Here is a 16314-nt window from a genome sequence, read left to right on the forward strand (position 1 = left end):
GATCACTCGGCCCGCAGGTCCGGCAAGGTGAAATCCATGAAGCGCTGTTCTTCGGCGATGGTGGCGGCATTGATCACGCCGCCGGTGCCATCGCCCACGGTTTGCACAGCTTCGAGCTGCCACATGGCGACCAGCGCAATGGCGAGCTCCGCGGTCACGCGCGTGTTGAGATCGATGCTTTCCTTGAGTTCGTCCATGTCGTCGATGAGCCCGACGAGGCGGTCTACCCGCTCGAGCGATTGGCCGGCATCCTCATAGCTGTTCTGGGCCGCCGCCGAGACAAGAGCACCGGTGGTGGCCTGCGTCGCCACGCGGTTGGCCCCGGGATTGCCGCTCGTGGCCATGTCCGAGAGGGTGTCCTCGTCAAAGCCGAGGTCGGCCAGCACCCGGTCCATCTGGGTTTCGATTTCGCCCGCGCCAGAGCCGGAGAGGCCCGAGAAATCCCCAGTCTTGATCGCCTCAATCGTGGCGAGGATGTCCCCGAACTCCTGGTCGAGCAGACCGTTCAACTCGTCTTCCATCTCGGTGCGGATGATTTCTGGAAGCTCGGCAAGGCGGGTCAGCGCCTCGTAGGTGCGCTGCAGCTCCGCGAGTTGATCCGTGAGAAGGCCGAGCTGTTCGCGGAGCTGCGTCAGCTGCTCGTTCTGCAGGATCTCGTCTTCGATCATCTGCCGGAGCTGCTGGATGTTTTGCGCGATGTTCTGGGTGTCGACGACCGGCACGCCCTGTGCGAGGGCAGGGGCCATGGGCGCGATGTGCAGTCCAAGCCCGAGCACTGTCACCAAGGCTGTCTTCAAGAGGACAGGTCTCATCACTCAATCTCCCTAATCGTAAAATCCATGAAGGTGCTTTCCGCCATGCGGGCGCTGGCCTGGGCCAGCTCTTCGGCGGAGAGCAGCCGGGTGCGGGCGGCCTGAAGCCGGATGCGGGCGGCCACGAGGCGCACCAGTTCGGCGCGGGCATAGGTGTTGAGCGCGACGCTCTCCTGCACGTCTTCGGTCTCGGAATTCCGCGTGACGATGTCGGAAATGCGCAGCGCGGTCTGGCGGATCGCGGCGGGCGAGTTGTTGCCATAGAAGGCGGCGCCGTGCCCGGTGATCGAGAGGTTGGCATTGGCGAGAAGCGCCGGGTCGATCGTGCCCAAAGCCTCGATGCCACCGATGCGGCTGAGATACAGATTGTAGCGCTCTGGGATGACCTGAACGTAGTGCCGGGTCTCGGCAAAGGGCGGGACGCCGCCATACTCGAAGACGCGACCCGGCCCGGCGTTATAGGCCGCCAGCGCGTTGATGATGTTGCCATCAAAGGTGCCCAACTGGGCGGCCAGATACCGCGCGCCGCCATGCACCTGCAGGTAGGGGCTGTCATAGTATTCCGGGTTGATGCCGAGATCGCTGGCCGTGCCAGGCATGATCTGGGTGAGACCATAGGCGCCGACGGGAGACCGTGCCCCAATCGTAAACCGGCTTTCCTGCCAGATCAGCGCTTGCAGCAACGCGCGCCATTGGACGGGGGAGAGCCCCGCGCGGCCTACGCCTGCAAACCCGCTGGTCTCCTGGGCGACGCGGATGATGAGCTGCTCGATGGTCTCAGACGCGTCGCCGAACATCTGCGCACCCCCGGGATTGGGATCGATCTCGCCCGTGCCATAGACCGCCGCCACGGCGCGGTTGGGATCGCCACTGCCGCTTTCCAGCCCCGAGACCATGGCTGGCAGGCCCTCACCCCCGAAGCTGGCCTGGGCATCGAGGATGCGTTGCAGGGTTTCCAGCTGTTCGCTCTCGATCTCGGCAATGAGTTCGCGCACGGCAAGCTTGTCCGCCTGAAGAGCCAAGTCTGCTTCGCGGTCGCCGGTCTCGATGATATCGCGCGCGGTCAGCCCACTGTCATTGGTCGGTACGCCTTGTGCGGCGGCCAGACCGGGCAGCAGGCAAAACGCCAGGATATGAGGCAGGCTAGACTTCAATGTCGCCCTCCGGCGTGCCGAGCGGTGCGAAGTGGCAATCCTGGGCTGTCGCTGCCGTCGAGGCGAGAAAGGAAAAGCAGTTGGCCTGCGGTTCGCGATACTGCGCACAGGAAGCCAGCAGGCCGAGTGCGGCCAGCGACAAGAGAATACGGATCATGAAAGCCTCCAGAATTCCGGGCGGTCGCGGTAATCGGCGCCCATAAGGGCCTCGCCTTTTTCCATGCCACCCAGGATGGTGAGATTGGGCCCGAGGGCGCTCAGATCGGCATCGACCACGATCGAGCCCTGATCGTCGCGGATCAGCGCCAAGCGGCTGTTGCTGCCCGTGTTGAGAAGGACGTCGAGCTCCTTCTCCGTGAGGTTCAGCATGGCGTAATCCGCAGGCTGCGCGCGGATATTGGGCAGCAGGATCTGCGTCGGCACGGCCTCGACGATGGTCTTGCCGGTCCGGGTACGCTCGAGCTGGCTTGCATATTGCGTCATCATCACAGCGACGGTGTTTTGCTTGCGCGCGGTGACCAGCCAGTTCGAGAGCCGCTCGGCGAAGTATGCGTTGTCGAGCGCCTTCCAGGCCTCGTCGATCACGATGATGGTGGGGCGGCGATCCTCGATCTCGCGCTCGACCCGGCGGAAGAGATAGGAGAGGACCGCCATCCGCTCCTTGTCGGCCTCGCTGTCGAGAATGCCGGTCAGATCGAAGCCTACCACATCGCCTTCCAGCGAGAACGTGTCCTCGAGGCTCTGCCCGAAGATCCAGCCATAGCGGCCGTCTTCGGTCCACTCGAGCAGGCGCTGGTGCAGATCGCCTCCATCATCTGTGGAGACGAAGAGCGATGCGAAGTCCCGCCAGTTCCGCAAGGCCGGGTTTGTTGCCTGCGCGTTCTGGCGCACGACTTCCTGGATGCGGTTGGTTTGCGCGGGTGTCAGCGGCTTGTCGGCGCGATGGAGCAGAGTTGCGAGCCAATCCGAAAGCCATGCGGTGCCGCGAGCGTCGACCTCTGTCCAGAGCGGGTTGAGGCCCGTGGGCTGACCGGCGTTCAGGGACGCGTAGCGACCACCATTGGCGCGGACGGCCATCTCCATGCCGAGGCGGTAGTCGAAGACGAAGATCCGTGCGCCTGCGCGACGGGCCTGGGTCATCAGGAAGGCCGAAAGCACCGATTTGCCGGACCCGGGCCGCCCCATGATCAGGGTATGCCCGCTGGTTGGTTCTTTCTCCGGGCTGCCTTGTTCGTGATAGGAAAACCGGTAGGCGCTCTGCTCCGGCGTGGGCAAATATGTGACGACCCGGCCCCAGGGCGTTTTCGCGGCGGGTTTGCCAAGCTGCGTCCGGTGAAAGGCCGCGAAATCCGCGAAGTTGCGATTGGTGACGGCGCTGGCGCGGACGCGCTTGGGCTGGTTGCCGGGATGCTGGCTGAGGTAATGCGCCTTGGCCGCGACCCGCTCGCCGATCATCTTTACGCCTTCCGTCGCGGCGGCGTTCACGATCTCGGCGCTGAGCGTCTGCAGCTCATCCAGCGTGTCACAGAAGAGCGTCACGACCATGTGGTGCTCGCCAAAGCTCTGGCGCTTGGCTTCGAGATCGTCGGCGGCGATGTCGAGAGCTTCCATGAGCGAGAGGGCCGCGTCCTGGCTGGCCTGCATCTGGCGCTTTTGCCGCTTGATGCGGCCCGCCATCACGTTTGAGTTGATCGGCGTGAAGGAATGGGTGACGATCATGTCGACCGGCAGGTTCAGCATGTCAAACATGGTGCAGGACGTGGCCTCGGAGTATTCCCCGATGGTGAAACTCTTGCCGTAGCGATGCCCCACCACGCCTTCCGAAAGCTCGAAATGATCGCCCTGAAACGTCACGCGGGTATTGGCCACGTTGAAGGACAGGAAACCGTAGGTATTGGCGGGATAGAGCGGCAGTTCCTGGCCGGTGTTCAGTGCCCCGAGAAAGCCAATGAGCTCGCCGGACTTGGCCGAAAGAACACGCGGGTTCAGCTCCGTCAGGCCCGAGAGGAAGACATTCACGGCCTCACCCAGGCGGCGCAGGCGTTTCTGCGTCTCTTCCTTGAAACGGTCCGGTGCGCTGCGGTTGAGGAAGGGAAGGAAGCTTTTTGGCGGCGGGCGGTGGATCACCGTCAGGGTCAATGTCTTGTCTCTGAGCCCGCTGGTCGTGAGCTTGTCGCGCCAGAGCCGGTCCACCTCGCCTTCGAATGTGTCCTCGCGCACCGGCTCCAAATCTGGTGCGATCGCCTTGGAGACCTTGTGCACGTAGTAGCTGAACTCCGGCCCGAGCTGCGCGATGATCCGGGCAAAGAGCGCCGTCACCTTGTCGAGATAGGCATCGTCCGTCGTGTAGCTGTTGATCCCCTCGAGCCGGATGCAACGGAAGATCTCGTTCACCCGGGTCCGCACGGTCTGGTCATCGACAAGGCTCACATAGGGCAGCATATGCGCGAGGCGGGTCTCGCGCGCATACCAGTCCGGAGTCATTGTGCGAGGATCGAGCGTGTCGTCACGGGGCATAGCCGTCCCCGCCATGGATGCTGCGGTTCCGCGTGGGCGGAGTCTCTTGAAGCGCGGTCATCATCACGTCGATGAAACGCGGGTCCCAATCCGCGGCCTTCCACAGCACCGGATAGAGAAGGGCGGCGACACCCAGCACCGCGATGTGCTGGATCCAGACGAACAAAAGCACCGAGCCAAAGAGCCAGACCATCGCATACATGATGGGCAGGCCCAAAAGCTTGGGCGGGCGCACGAGACCCAGGAAGAGGGGCGAGCGCTCAGCCACCGGCAAAGACCGCGGCAACGATGGTGGGGGCGGCCGCGACACCAGCGATGCCGACAAGCACCCACAGCGCCTGGCGCAGATCGATGATGTTGAAAAACCAGCTGAGGAAGACGCCCAGAACGGCCAGCGTCGCGATGACGACCCCAAGCGGCCCGGTGAGCGCATCGACAATGCCCTGCAAAAGGCTCTGGATCGGGGAAAGATCGATGCTTTGAGCCAGGGCCGGTTCGGCAATGACCAGAAAGATGGCCAGGCCGGCAATGAATAGGTTTGATATGTGTCTCATGAATTTGATCCTTCCAATCGGGCCACAACGGCCATGACGCGGGCCACATGGTTCTGGGTTTCTCGGTAGGGGGGAATGCCGCCGTATTGGCGCACGGCGTCGGGTCCGGCGTTGTAGGCAGCCAGCGCCAGATGCGGATCGCCGAAGCTTTCCAGCATCATCGCGAGGTAGCGGGCGGAGCCGTCGAGGTTCTGCAGCGGGTCCTGCGGATCGACGTCGAGATCACGCGCGGTGGCCGGCATCAGCTGGCCCAGACCGATGGCCCCCGCGCTGGAGATCGCATCCTGCCGATAGGCGCTCTCCACCTCGATATTGGCGCGGTAAAGGGTCAGCCAATCCCTGACGGACAGTCCCGCGCGACGCAGGCCAGGGTGACCCGCATAGCGCAGAGCTGTTGCCGCTATGGCTGAGAGCACGTCGGCGCGTGGTTGCGGAGCCGAGCGCGCAAGTGAAGCGACTTCAACGTTTTCCTGTACAGCTTCCGTTTCACCAAAGATCGCCAGGGCATCGGACGCCGATCCCTGACCAACGCCGTCATGGTAGTTCCGGGCAAAGCTGCTCTGGGAGCGGGACGGGGTCAGCGAGCCGTCGCTCTCCATGACCAGCACCATCTGTGCAGATACGGGCGCGGCCAGAAGGCCGAGAAGGAGAAGGCTAGTCGCTACCGCCCTTGTCGGTGGCCGCGAGTTTATGTGCAGTCCGCTGGCCTTCTTCGAGCGGCACATCGGCATGCGAGAAGCCGATTCCAATGAGGAAGGAGACCACGCCAGTGATCGTCTTGAACTCGCGGATCTTGATGTCGTTATAGGTCGTCCGTGTACGGGCCGTGACCAGGAGCTTTTCGACGCCTTCGTCAGACACGGCACGCATGATCCAGACCCCGTAATAGCTGGGGCCCTTCTTGTGTGCCGATTCCTGGCACAGGATTTCAGCGCTATAGCCGCCTTCCACGAGTTCGCGGAACCTGGCTTCCGTAACCACATTTGGTGCTTCGATGTCCCAGTTCATGGCCCGGTTCACGCTTTCTCCAAAGACGCAACCGCGGGTATTCTTACTTGAAGCCCAGAGTTACGATAGCATATTAACAACCGCAAGATGTAATATCGTGCTTTGGCTGTAGTTTGGTCTCGCAAACACTAGGCACGGCCAGTGTCCACGATCAAGGAGATAGCAGGTTTGAGAAACCCAAGGTTGACAGGCCTGCTTCCATTGCAAGCTATGGTCCTTTCGATCTGCGTTGCCGGGCAGGTTTTGGCGGAATCCTGCTTCGCCCCGGCCCGTCCTTTCCTGCCAAGCGATTCGCAGGCAGCGCGGGATTATGCGGACATCATCCGTGGCGATTTCGAAGACTACATCCAGGATATCCAGAGCCACTTTCGTTGCCTCGACGGCGAACGGGCCCGCGCCTTCGAGGAAGCGCGCGAAGTCAGCGAGGACTACGGCCGGTTTCTGCAACTGGTGGGGGATTGATGGGTCACATTGGGTGCATCAGACTTGCCACCCATCGAAACACGACGCCGATAACATTCTCAAATATCCAGTTTTTAGATAACAGATTTCATCCGCTAGCGACGTCACAAAAGGTATGTGACGCGTGGCGAAAACAATCAGAAGCATGGGACAGGTGGCACTCTGCCAGGCGTTGGTCGACGCTCGCATTAAGGCGGGCCTCGGTCAGAAAGACTTGGCGGACAGGCTCAGATGCCACCAGTCCCTTATTGCCCGCCTCGAAAGCGGACAGCGCCGTGTCGACGTCGTCGAACTGGTCGTCCTGGCCCGCGTCATCGGTTTTGACCCGTTCGAGGTTTTGGCGATCGTCGAAGCCGCCACGGAGCCCGACCACAGGATTTGAACCAAAATGATCTTTCGAAAACACCTGACCCCATTCTTCTCGGTGTGATCGTCGCTCCCGCAAGGAAATCCAACTAACCGAAATCAACGAAACCCGGCGCGGGGTCGTAGTGGATGCTCTGCAACCCCACGTCTGAATTCGCAGCGCCACAGTGCAGGAAGTCAGTAAACAGTGAACGAAGATGAGGTCGAAGGCGTCGCGATCGCCAATCTGATCGGGACGGATGAGCGTAGTGTTGTCGGGTGGGTGTATCGCTGGAATACGGGGGTGCTGGCGGTGATGTGGGCCGTCAATGGCCCCCAGCAGGTTGCAAAGTGTCGGCCTGATCTCAGTGACGCTGAGAAGCGTGAAATCGACTTCCAAGCTTTGGCCCGTATCGAGACGAAGGGCAGTGGACGAGAGTAGCCTTGATGATCTGCAAGGTGAACGAGTGAATTGACTGCGAGCAACCCGGGCGCAGCCGTCCTATTGGTCTTGTGGCGCAAGTCTGATGCTCTGTGTCTGATCCAGTTGGTATTGACTGGTCCCGCATGCCAATGCCGCGGCGTTGCGGCTGGCGGCAGCAAGTCAGTAATTCACCTGCTCAAACCCATAGTTACCCTCATAGTCGTGCCAATCCACGAATACCGAACGATGATAAAGGCTTGGGCAATCCGATCCCCATCCTTCGAGCCCCACATGAGCCTCGGGTAGAGCCGTCGGTGCAGATACGGCCCATGAAAATTCGCCCTGCGTGCCGTATGTGCCGAGGTATACCAGCGCACGGCGTTGGCACTGATCGTTTTCTCCGGCTACTCTCTGTGACGCGAAACGAACGTCAAAAACCCGAATAGACCGGACGAAATTGAACTCGGGTCCGCTGATATCGATGTCCGCCCGATCTTGGACGAGGCGCATGGCAAAGTCCACTGGGACGAGATCGCCTATGTCATTGTCAGAGCGCCAGAAGGTATTTTCCGATGCAGTGTCGAATGCGTCGCCGATCACTGTTAAGGACTGGCGCGGTCGGATGTCACGACGTTCGAACAGAACCTCAAAGAGCCGCTCTGTGTCATTGGACGAACGGTCTAATTCATGTGATGCGCCCATCGGACAGCGCCAGATCTGCAGCGGTGGCTCGACCGGCCAGGGCGTGATCCGCCGGATGAATTCGGCACGTGCACGAGCGCATGGGAGCGATGCTGGCCAACCGCCGGACAAACAGAGGAGTATTGCGCAGTCGATGGGATAGCTCTGTGCTCGGCTGCTTTTGGGCAGCGAAATATGCGCAAAAGCCAGAGCCGCCACAAAGAGAAGGGCATGTTTCTTGACCGGGAAATGCATGGTAGGGGATCTCCAGAAAACACGGCCAATATACATACGTAAGTATACTATTGCAACGCGTGGTATATCAAAGATCATTCCGGCGTAATTAACATAAATCCAATTATACGCCAACGAGTTAGTGGCGGAGGTCTGTCATGAGGCGGCTCCTCTCAACTGCCGCGATCATCGCGATTGGCCTTGTGCCGCTTGCGCCCAAACCCGCTGCTGCACAAGGCTACCAGATCGATTGTGCGATCCTCTTGTGCCTCGCAGGTGGTTGGCCCGCGTCGGTTCCGTGTGCGCGGGCGCGCGCGGAGTTCATCCGCCGCATCACGCCCTGGCCGGTAGAGCCACCGCTGCAGATCTGGCGCTGTCCGATGCGCGCGGCGCTTGAAACTCCGGACCCGGTCGTGCGCCTTTACAGGTTGGCGGGGTTCGATCCCGTGCCAGCAGTCTCCCCGGCCCCCCAGATGGAAACGCTCCATCTGGCGCAAGCGGTCGGGCGTGGCGCTGATATCGATGTCAGCGGGCCCGCCTTTGCGTTCATCCGCTCCATCGATGTGTTTGACGCTTACTTGTCCCAAAGAGTGGTCGGCGAAGGCGAGCATTGCCGCCGCATGGCCCTGATCCGGCATGGCTCATACGACAGCACGGGGCAGTTTCGGTGGCGTATCGCATCGCCGGGGGAGCTACCATCGGCATTTCAGGGCGACGAAGGTTTCGGAGCCACCTGCCCGAGTATCCGGACCCGTGCCGTCTTTGTCGATTGGGAAGATCACGTGGGCACCTACGGATTTGAGCAGGTCAATTACTGACCGTCCGAACCTGACAGAAGGACTCGACACCCGAAAAAGAGAAACCCCCGCAAGGCGGCAACCATGCGAGGGCTCAAAGAACAACGGAATTGGCGCTCCGATAGGTCAACTCAAACTGTGATCGTGTTCTAGCAGTCCCGACAGTCAAGGCAACGAAAAAACGTATCTCTTGATGGGATGCGAACGCCCTGTTGCGGCCTTGTCCCACGCTGACAAGGACAAGATATTGAACCTGACCCAAACCCACCCCGCCCTGCCGGAAGGCTGGACCAAAGGCGCTGTCATGGCGTTACTTTCAGAGGTTGCCCCGCATATCGGTTTGCGCCCGGCGCGCCTCGCAGTGCTGAACTACATCATCGGGCGCACCCGCGCATCCGACTGGACCTCCCCGCATCGGGAACCGGTGTTCTTTGGGGCGCAAGACCTCGCAGCGGTCGAACTTGGTAAGACGTCACGCCAGTTACGAACGGATGAAGCCGCGCTGGCCAAGCTCGGCCTGATCGTGAAACGCGTCGCGGCGAACGGGGCACGCTATGGTCGCGCTGGCCTCGGCCTGATCCTCACGCCGCTGATTGCGAGACTGGAGGAGTTCATTGCCCTACGTGACCGGCTCCGGGCGGAACGGACGCATTTGCGCGCCTTGAAGGATCTTCGGTCCTTGCGGCTGCGGCACATGAAGCGGGCCATCTCCGCCCTGCCCTTCTGGGCCACTGAGGACCCCGAGGTTGCCGATATCCTCACTAGGTTCGCGGGCTGGCCACGCAGCGATGCCCTGTCACGTTTGGGTCTGGACAGGCTTTCAGCTCATTTACAGGCAACTTCAGAGTTGTGCGCCCGCATCGATGACTGGCTTGAAAAGAAAGGGGTTTCTTCCGGAGAACCAGCGGAAAACTTCCGACCCTTTACACAGAACACCAAGGAAGACTCTCAAAATGTGGAGGAGTGTTCTGCTGTGGATAACTCTAAAGGGCGCGAGGAATTTGCAGACAGTGAGGCGCCGCCATCACCTCCCTGCACCGCGCCACCCACTCTGACGGCTGAAAACCTTTACGATATTGCAGGTGACGGACTGCGTATGATGCTTGACGCCCGCCGGCAACAGAACCGGCCCCTCAGGGAGCGCGACATCATCGAAGCCGCCTGGCAGTTATTGCCCATGCTCGATATCCATCCGTCAGCCTGGTTTGAGGGCCAGAGCACCTTGGGCGACCACGGATTGGTGCTCTGCCTTCTTCTCGTCGATGCCGGGCGAGATCATCCCTCAAATCCCGTCCGCAACCCGGGTGGATTGATGCGCGAGATGGTCCGTCGAGCCAAGGTAGGGACGTTCGACATGAATTCGAGCCTTGCAGCCCTACGACGGCGACGCTCTGGGTGAATTCTCTGTAGAACTCTTTCGGGAACTGCCGCGCTGAAACCGGCCTTCATCTTCGTCGGACTACCTGATAAGATTCGCAGATGGCTACAGGGCAAACTATGCTTGATCTGCCCACCGTCGGTCCCTGGTCCCTGACAGAAATCCTCTTGGCCGTCCGCATGGCTGGTTATTGATTGCATGTGGGGGGGCGCCCATACCAGCCCCCTGTATGCAGATTGTGATCGTAAAGTCGGTCTGCCAGATTGTTGGCACCAAACGAAAATTTGTAACATCAGAGGCTTGGATGCGGACACGAAATTTCACTATCGGGGCAGTCCTGCTGTTCGCCGCCGGGTGCGCGTCACCAGAGATGGAGAAGCGCGGCTCCTTGAACGAAGTTGGAAACCTGCCGGAAGCCGTACTCAGCCTCGCGGCGCCCGGTCAGAACCTTGCGACGGCCCGGCTTCGTTCCGAGGATGACTGCTATTGGTATGAGCACAGTGGCCCGGTGGAAACGACCTTGGTGCCGTTGCGATCGACAGGGGGCAGCCCCATCTGCGTCGCGCGCCAAACCTGATTGGCTCGTTCGAGCGTCAGACTGACGACGAGGCTTGGATCAACTCTGCGGGGTCACGCTGTCTTCGGCCGAATACAGGAACGCAGTCGAGCCAATCTCCACATTCGGGTAAAGATCGTTTATGTGCGCCATGACCATCCGGACGCAACCGGAACTTGCTCGGCCGCCGATGCTTCGCGGCTGCGGAGTGCCATGGATCCGTAAATAAGTGTCCCGGTCCCCGACATAGAGATAAAGCGCCCGTGACCCGAGCGCGTTCTCAGGTCCGGGTTCCATACCGTCAGCGATGTCGGCGTAGAGCTCCGGGTCGCGGTCAATCATGTTCTGTGTTGGCTGCCAATGCGGCCACCTGACCTTGTGCTTGATCGTGTAGACGCCCGGCTCATAAAGTCTGCCACGAGCGATCGCTACGCCGTAGCGCATCGCAGTGCCACCACCCTCGATATGGTACAGATAGCGTGCGACGGCGTCCACGTGGATGTCGCCGGGAATGAGCCCATCTTTGGCGACCACCCGTTGCGGCAGGAAACGAGGGTGCAGGCCCCAGGGATTCGATGTGGCCGGGTTGTAGCCCGCCGGTGTGACCTGTGCATCCTAGGCGGTTTTCTGAGCCTCGGTGGGCCATGAGTCGGCCAGGAGCGGGCCGGACATCGAGGTCGAAAACAGCGCTGTGGTTGTTTGGATGAAATGGCGTCTAGTCAGCATCTTTCGCGGCCCTCTCCCGAGTTGGACAACGGACTAAGCCGTGCCGTGTACGTATTTCCATTCGTCCAGGATAGGTAAAGACGGTATTGACTGTGCCCCAAAGTGCCGTTTTTTGTCTGTCGTTCTAACACCTAAAACTCTTGTAGATTCAAGAAAAACTTCTGTTGCCGGGACCCGTCGATGGCGTCTGGACCTACTCACCACACCCTCAGTGTTCATGAGCAACCTGCGGTGCCAGCCACCGAGACAGGTACAATCGCTCGAGAGCGAAGACTGCGGCGATTCCGGAGATTGCGTAGAGCACGATGACTGGGTCACTCTGGAGTTTCATCGCCGTGAAGGCCACGAGCACCACCGCGTCGAGCGTCAGGGCGGTCAGCAGCACGAGGCTGGACGCTCCGATTTCTTCACGCCGGTAGCGGAAGACGCCCCAGTGCACCACCATATCCATGACAAGATAGAAGAAGGCGCCGAGCGAGGCGATCCGACCCAGATCGAAGAACACCGCGAGCGTTGAAGCGATGACGACGGTATAGACCAGAGTATGCCGCTGGATTGGACCCGACATTCCGAAATGGCTGTGCGGGATCATCTTCATATCGGTCAGCATCGCCAGCATCCGCGACACCGCGAAAACGCTGGCCAGCACCCCGGACGCGGTGGCGACCGCTGCAAGAATGACGGTCAGAAAGAAGCCTGTCTGCCCCAGTGCGGGCTCTGCCCCCTCGGCCAGCGAGTAGTCGCGCGCCGCGACGATCTCGTCGATTGTCAGGCTCGACCCGACGCCGAAGGCAACCAATAGGTACACAGCCACGCAAATTGCGATGGACAGCATGATCGCCCGGCCCACGTTGCGGTTCGGCTCAGTAATCTCGGATCCGCTATTGGTGATGGTGGTGAACCCTTTGAAGGCCAGGATCGCGAAGGCCATCGAGGCGATGAACCCGGTCACGCCATAGGCTTGCGCCGGGTCGGACGCGGCTGCGAACCGAAAGCCGCTGGACCATATCGCGGCAATGCCGAACAGCCCGATGCCGCCGATCTTGATCGCCGCCATAACAAGCGAGAACAGCCCGACCGACCGATTGCCCGCGATGTTCACAACGTAGGCAAATACGATGACACCCACGGCGAGGATTGGCACCAGTGGCCCACCATCGATATCGAAGGGTCGCAAGACGTAAGTCGCGAAAGTTCGGGCGACGAGACTCTCCGCGATCACCATGCTGAGCGCCATCAGCAGAGCTGCCCCGGCCGCGACCGCACCGGGGCCATAGCATTTCTGCAGGATCATCGCGATTCCGCCGGAGGACGGCCACTTGTTGGACATCCGAATGTAGCTGTAGGCGCTGAAACCGGTGACGATTGCGCCCGCGATGAAGGCAAGCGGAAAAAGTGGTCCGGCCAGCTGTGCGATCTGCCCGGTAAGCGCGAATATGCCTGCCCCGATCATCACGCCGGTTCCCATCGCGACTGCCCCACCCAGGGTGATCGAGCCTTCGCGGTAGGTATCGTTGCTATCTTCGTTCTGCATTCGGCCTCGCCTTGGTTGATTCCGCATCGTCAAGACCCGGTTCGGAATGCCAGCGAAAGTCACAATGATCATGGCCGCCGGCAATGGTCTTGGGCCGCACGAGCCTTCCGCCCCACTTCTCGGCTACCGGGAAATCGAGCGCGCACCACGTGGCGGTGCAAAGTTCCGCGTCGTCGTGATGGGCGAAGAACTCGGCCACCGGGCACTTCGTGCAGTCGAACGCGACGACATCCTCTCCCGCGTCGACATCGCGCCAGCCATAACCTGGTGGCCCGAATGGGAAGCGGCGGAACATGTCGGTTGCGATGCGCAGCCGTTTTGCCGGATCTGCGGTGATCGTGCGAGCCAGTTCCCAGGGGGGATCGGCCATGCGGCGATAGATGTCCCAGCCAATCGCGTGGATCAGCGCGTGGCTTTGTGCCTGCGACCGGTCGTGCGAAACAAGAGTCCGGTGCAGCGCCAGGGTCAGCGCGGCGAGATGCGTGGTAAGTGTCGCGCCATTGTTCGGCTGAAGCGGAAGATCCGCCTCCAGAACATCGTATGTCGCCCAGGTCTCCGAAAGTACTCGCTCCGTCTCCTGCCCCAGGTGGCGCTGCGCGAAATGGTGAAACAGCGCCATAAGCCCGGCCCTCCCAAGGCCCCTGTCCGCCGGCCCGAAGGCGCCCATCACGCTTTCCCACATGTCGTGGGTCGCTGACCTGTCCCAGGCATCGTCCATCGCCTCGGCGGGTGGAATGGCACCTGTCAGCAGAAATTCGGGCAATATCTGCGTGATGCGTCCTACCGGGTCGCTTGCCGCAAACCTTGCAGCCACCTCTCGCGTGATGAACGGCCGCGAGAGGTCGTCGAAGCGCGCATCCGGCGCCAGCTTGAACAGAAGCGCCTCGGCCGTCGTCAGCGCCTTGGCGTGAAGCATCAGCGAGGCGGGAAAGACGAACTTGGCGCGATACCCCGCGCGCATCATCGCGAGGTATGTCCGCGCCAGGCTGGCCTCGAGAGAGGGCACCGCATAGAACCGCGCGGCCAGGTCGTCGAAACTTTGCCGGAAGCGCGCGTGATCCGCGTCCTGCAGCGGCTTGGTCTGCTGGCTGAAATGATGGTAGGCGCGCCGGGTCTGCCGCTGCGCCACGGCCATCCAGTAAAGCACGAAGCGGTCGCGCTCCGCCGCGTTCAACTCGCCATACATGCCGAAGTCGAGCAGCGTGAACGTGCCATCGGCGTGAAAGACGATGTTCCCGGGGTGGAGGTCGGCGTGGAACAGCCCGTCCGAGACGAACATCCGGAGCAGCATGGACATCAACCTCTCGACCAGCGCGGATCTGGTTTGGCCCGAGAGACTGGCCGCCGCCTCGGACAGGCGCATGCCCTCGACCCAATCCATCGTCAACACGCGGGCCGACGTGTGGTCGGGAAAGGTCATTGGGATACGCACGCCGTCCTGTCCGGCGAGGTTTACGCGGAACCGGTCCATGACGCGGGCTTCGGCCCGGAAATCCAGTTCGCCCATCGAGTAGCGCCGGAACTCCGCCAGGAATGCCCGCAGGTTGGTACGGCGGAGCCGACGAGGTGCCAGCAGGTCCAACAGCCGCAGTCCAAGCCCCAGCGCGTCAAGATCGCGGCGGAACAGGGCCTCCAGCCTTGGCCGCTGCACCTTGACGGCGACGGTTGTGCCATCCGCCAGCCTTGCCTTGTGCACCTGGGCAAGCGACGCGGCAGCGACGGGCATGTGTTCGAAGCTGTCAAAGGCCATTTCGAGTGGCTTGCCGAGCTCTTCCTCGACAACCCGCCTGATCGTCGCGAAATCCATCTCGGGCGCGCGCTCCTGTAATTCCGCCAGCCGTGCGATGTAGCTTTCGGGAAGGATGTCGGGGCGGGTGCTGAGAATCTGTCCTAGCTTCACGAAGACCGGGCCGAGCGTGATTAGGTCCTGCGCAAAGCGGTCTGGTGGGCGCATGTCGCAGCCATCAGGGTCGTAGCGCCGAAGCGCCCAGATGTCCGGCGACAGGGTGGTGAGAATCCGGACAAGCCGGAGCAGGTTCCCGACTGGCTTCATGCCCGATCTCCCGCGGCTCCGCTGGACCACGTCTCGATCGGCATGTCGGGAAGGAACCGGCGCAAGGCGTCGAATGCCTCGGTCAGCGTCATATGGTCGACGATGGTTGTGGAGCCGCGCAGTGGCTTCTCGCCTGCGTTGACAGCGCGGATCGCCGCCAGGATCATCGCGGCCGTAACCTCTGCCTGGTCGCCGGCCGCGAGATGCCGGGCGGCCAAAACGCCGCCGTCTGGCCCCTGCGCTTCCACCGCGATCCGGGTGCCGACGCGCCCTGGCGGTGGTAGCCGCATCAAGATGCGCGTCAGTCCACGCTTGTGCCGCGCCAAGGTGGGCCCTAGGCCTAAGCGCAGGAGCAGGCCGGTCAGATGCGTCGCAAAAGGCGGATGGAGCGCCAGAAAGGTACGGACGCGGACAGGCGAGCGCCTCCCAGATTGTCCCACGATACCCTGCTGCGCGAAGCCGAGCCCGAGCGCCTTTCGCGACCTCCGGCCCCGCTCGAAGGTAAAGCGGCGGCGCAGATATCCGGGGCGCACCGTTGAGCTTGTGACACCGGAAACCTGGTATTGGTCGCCTAGGGCACCGATCGACCATTTCATCGCGGCGCTGCCGTAATGCCGCCCCATACCGAGTTCCAAACCGATGTCGATGCTCGCGCATCCTTCGGTTCGCGCGGCATCAGCGGCCATCAACGTGCTGAGGCCCGGCGCGGCCCCGACGCAGACGACGCCCGTGCCCGGGCCGCCGGTGGTGGCGACCTCCCGGCTGACCGCCTGCACATAATCTGGCGAGGCCGAAGTTTCCAGGAAGCTTCCGCCTGCGCGAACGACGTCGGCTGCGACCGATGGCGGAGTGGCCTCGGTCAGATTGACCACTGTCGCGCCAAGTGGAATCCCTACGGCAGCATCGGCGGCTGCGATGTCCAGCCGAAGCGTTTTAACCTGATCGTCCCGCGCCCCGCTGCGGCGCGAGGCCACCAGAACACTGGCCGCCGTGTGATCCAGCAGCAAAGACACCAATCGCTCGCCGACGTCGCCCGTGCCGCCGATCAGCACGATCATCCCCGAGATTTCCGATGTCCG

18 protein-coding genes and 1 pseudogene are annotated in these 16314 nt (G+C 61.7%); 6 read left to right on the top strand and 13 right to left on the bottom strand.

What is annotated here, in order from left to right; translation table 11 throughout:
* Positions 1-2: 2 nt before the first annotated feature.
* Genes AC13D8_RS03985 through AC13D8_RS04020 form a run of 8 tightly spaced genes read right to left on the bottom strand, consistent with a single transcriptional unit; the run spans position 3 to position 6045 of the window.
* Positions 3-812, bottom strand: a complete 810-nt coding sequence (locus AC13D8_RS03985) for a type IV secretion system protein (RefSeq protein ID WP_482967727.1) — start codon at positions 810-812, stop codon at positions 3-5.
* Complete coding sequence (locus AC13D8_RS03990; RefSeq protein WP_482967728.1) at positions 812-1966, bottom strand: lytic transglycosylase domain-containing protein; 1155 nt, start codon at positions 1964-1966, stop codon at positions 812-814. The genes AC13D8_RS03985 and AC13D8_RS03990 overlap by 1 nt, the downstream gene beginning before the upstream one ends.
* Entirely contained in the window at positions 1956-2123 is a 168-nt protein-coding gene (locus AC13D8_RS03995) for a hypothetical protein (protein ID WP_482967729.1), read from the bottom strand. Before AC13D8_RS03995 ends, AC13D8_RS03990 begins: the two co-directional genes overlap by 11 nt.
* Positions 2120-4483, bottom strand: coding sequence for a VirB4 family type IV secretion/conjugal transfer ATPase (locus tag AC13D8_RS04000; RefSeq protein ID WP_482967730.1), 2364 nt, complete (start codon positions 4481-4483; stop codon positions 2120-2122). The genes AC13D8_RS03995 and AC13D8_RS04000 overlap by 4 nt, the downstream gene beginning before the upstream one ends.
* On the bottom strand, positions 4473-4751 hold the full coding sequence (locus tag AC13D8_RS04005; RefSeq protein WP_482967731.1) for a VirB3 family type IV secretion system protein: 279 nt from the start codon (positions 4749-4751) through the stop codon (positions 4473-4475). The genes AC13D8_RS04000 and AC13D8_RS04005 overlap by 11 nt, the downstream gene beginning before the upstream one ends.
* Positions 4744-5037 carry a TrbC/VirB2 family protein gene (locus tag AC13D8_RS04010; protein ID WP_482967732.1) on the bottom strand — a complete coding sequence of 98 codons (294 nt, stop codon included), beginning with the start codon at positions 5035-5037 and terminating at the stop codon, positions 4744-4746. The genes AC13D8_RS04005 and AC13D8_RS04010 overlap by 8 nt, the downstream gene beginning before the upstream one ends.
* The gene (locus AC13D8_RS04015) at positions 5034-5648 is read right to left on the bottom strand and encodes a lytic transglycosylase domain-containing protein (RefSeq protein WP_482967733.1); all 615 of its coding nucleotides are present in this window, start codon (positions 5646-5648) and stop codon (positions 5034-5036) included. Before AC13D8_RS04015 ends, AC13D8_RS04010 begins: the two co-directional genes overlap by 4 nt.
* 43 nt (positions 5649-5691) lie before the next feature.
* Entirely contained in the window at positions 5692-6045 is a 354-nt protein-coding gene (locus AC13D8_RS04020; protein WP_482967734.1) for a hypothetical protein, read from the bottom strand.
* A 210-nt stretch (positions 6046-6255) separates the two neighbouring features.
* Between AC13D8_RS04020 and AC13D8_RS04025 the strand changes: the two genes are divergently transcribed.
* From AC13D8_RS04025 to AC13D8_RS04035, 3 genes are all read left to right on the top strand, one after another.
* A complete protein-coding gene (locus AC13D8_RS04025) occupies positions 6256-6507 on the top strand; it encodes a hypothetical protein (RefSeq protein WP_482967735.1) in 252 nt (83 codons plus the stop codon).
* A 124-nt stretch (positions 6508-6631) separates the two neighbouring features.
* Entirely contained in the window at positions 6632-6889 is a 258-nt protein-coding gene (locus AC13D8_RS04030; protein ID WP_482967736.1) for a helix-turn-helix domain-containing protein, read from the top strand.
* Between the two features lie 171 nt (positions 6890-7060).
* Positions 7061-7294 (top strand): hypothetical protein, encoded by a 234-nt coding sequence (locus tag AC13D8_RS04035; RefSeq protein WP_482967737.1) that lies wholly within the window; start codon positions 7061-7063, stop codon positions 7292-7294.
* A 162-nt stretch (positions 7295-7456) separates the two neighbouring features.
* Here the strand turns inward: AC13D8_RS04035 and AC13D8_RS04040 are convergent, their stop codons facing one another.
* Positions 7457-8212, bottom strand: coding sequence for a hypothetical protein (locus AC13D8_RS04040; RefSeq protein WP_482967738.1), 756 nt, complete (start codon positions 8210-8212; stop codon positions 7457-7459).
* Positions 8213-8349: 137 nt separating this feature from the next.
* Between AC13D8_RS04040 and AC13D8_RS04045 the strand changes: the two genes are divergently transcribed.
* The 3 genes from AC13D8_RS04045 to AC13D8_RS04055 all read left to right on the top strand — a co-directional run bounded on the left by AC13D8_RS04045 (position 8350) and on the right by AC13D8_RS04055 (position 10943).
* Positions 8350-9009 (top strand): hypothetical protein, encoded by a 660-nt coding sequence (locus tag AC13D8_RS04045; RefSeq protein WP_482967739.1) that lies wholly within the window; start codon positions 8350-8352, stop codon positions 9007-9009.
* Between the two features lie 226 nt (positions 9010-9235).
* Positions 9236-10387: a replication initiation protein RepC gene (gene repC / locus AC13D8_RS04050; RefSeq protein ID WP_482967740.1), complete on the top strand. Its 1152-nt coding sequence runs from the start codon at positions 9236-9238 to the stop codon at positions 10385-10387.
* 208 nt (positions 10388-10595) lie between these two features.
* The gene (locus AC13D8_RS04055) at positions 10596-10943 is read left to right on the top strand and encodes a hypothetical protein (RefSeq protein ID WP_482967741.1); all 348 of its coding nucleotides are present in this window, start codon (positions 10596-10598) and stop codon (positions 10941-10943) included.
* Positions 10944-10982: 39 nt separating this feature from the next.
* Here the strand turns inward: AC13D8_RS04055 and AC13D8_RS04060 are convergent.
* The 4 genes and pseudogenes from AC13D8_RS04060 to AC13D8_RS04075 all read right to left on the bottom strand — a co-directional run bounded on the left by AC13D8_RS04060 (position 10983) and on the right by AC13D8_RS04075 (position 16293).
* Positions 10983-11648, bottom strand: a pseudogene (locus tag AC13D8_RS04060) (L,D-transpeptidase).
* 208 nt (positions 11649-11856) lie between these two features.
* A complete protein-coding gene (locus AC13D8_RS04065) occupies positions 11857-13182 on the bottom strand; it encodes an APC family permease (RefSeq protein WP_482967742.1) in 1326 nt (441 codons plus the stop codon).
* Positions 13166-15235 (bottom strand): AarF/UbiB family protein, encoded by a 2070-nt coding sequence (locus AC13D8_RS04070; RefSeq protein WP_482967743.1) that lies wholly within the window; start codon positions 15233-15235, stop codon positions 13166-13168. The genes AC13D8_RS04065 and AC13D8_RS04070 overlap by 17 nt, the downstream gene beginning before the upstream one ends.
* The gene (locus AC13D8_RS04075) at positions 15232-16293 is read right to left on the bottom strand and encodes a hypothetical protein (protein ID WP_482967744.1); all 1062 of its coding nucleotides are present in this window, start codon (positions 16291-16293) and stop codon (positions 15232-15234) included. The genes AC13D8_RS04070 and AC13D8_RS04075 overlap by 4 nt, the downstream gene beginning before the upstream one ends.
* Between the last annotated feature and the right edge of the window lie 21 nt (positions 16294-16314).

This window comes from Roseovarius sp. B-10, assembly GCF_056859295.1.

What these genes read in the sequence shown, in the direction of transcription:
- AC13D8_RS03985 (WP_482967727.1), bottom strand. Translation starts at nt 812, where the DNA reads ATGAGACCTGTCCTCTTGAAGACAGCCTTGGTGACAGTGCTCGGGCTT.
- AC13D8_RS03995 (WP_482967729.1), bottom strand. Translation starts at nt 2,123, where the DNA reads ATGATCCGTATTCTCTTGTCGCTGGCCGCACTCGGCCTGCTGGCTTCC.
- AC13D8_RS04000 (WP_482967730.1), bottom strand. Translation starts at nt 4,483, where the DNA reads ATGCCCCGTGACGACACGCTCGATCCTCGCACAATGACTCCGGACTGG.
- AC13D8_RS04010 (WP_482967732.1), bottom strand. Translation starts at nt 5,037, where the DNA reads ATGAGACACATATCAAACCTATTCATTGCCGGCCTGGCCATCTTTCTG.
- AC13D8_RS04015 (WP_482967733.1), bottom strand. Translation starts at nt 5,648, where the DNA reads ATGGTGCTGGTCATGGAGAGCGACGGCTCGCTGACCCCGTCCCGCTCC.
- AC13D8_RS04020 (WP_482967734.1), bottom strand. Translation starts at nt 6,045, where the DNA reads ATGAACTGGGACATCGAAGCACCAAATGTGGTTACGGAAGCCAGGTTC.
- AC13D8_RS04025 (WP_482967735.1), top strand. Translation starts at nt 6,256, where the DNA reads ATGGTCCTTTCGATCTGCGTTGCCGGGCAGGTTTTGGCGGAATCCTGC.
- AC13D8_RS04040 (WP_482967738.1), bottom strand. Translation starts at nt 8,212, where the DNA reads ATGCATTTCCCGGTCAAGAAACATGCCCTTCTCTTTGTGGCGGCTCTG.
- AC13D8_RS04045 (WP_482967739.1), top strand. Translation starts at nt 8,350, where the DNA reads ATGAGGCGGCTCCTCTCAACTGCCGCGATCATCGCGATTGGCCTTGTG.
- AC13D8_RS04055 (WP_482967741.1), top strand. Translation starts at nt 10,596, where the DNA reads ATGCAGATTGTGATCGTAAAGTCGGTCTGCCAGATTGTTGGCACCAAA.
- AC13D8_RS04065 (WP_482967742.1), bottom strand. Translation starts at nt 13,182, where the DNA reads ATGCAGAACGAAGATAGCAACGATACCTACCGCGAAGGCTCGATCACC.
- AC13D8_RS04070 (WP_482967743.1), bottom strand. Translation starts at nt 15,235, where the DNA reads ATGAAGCCAGTCGGGAACCTGCTCCGGCTTGTCCGGATTCTCACCACC.
- AC13D8_RS04075 (WP_482967744.1), bottom strand. Translation starts at nt 16,293, where the DNA reads ATGATCGTGCTGATCGGCGGCACGGGCGACGTCGGCGAGCGATTGGTG.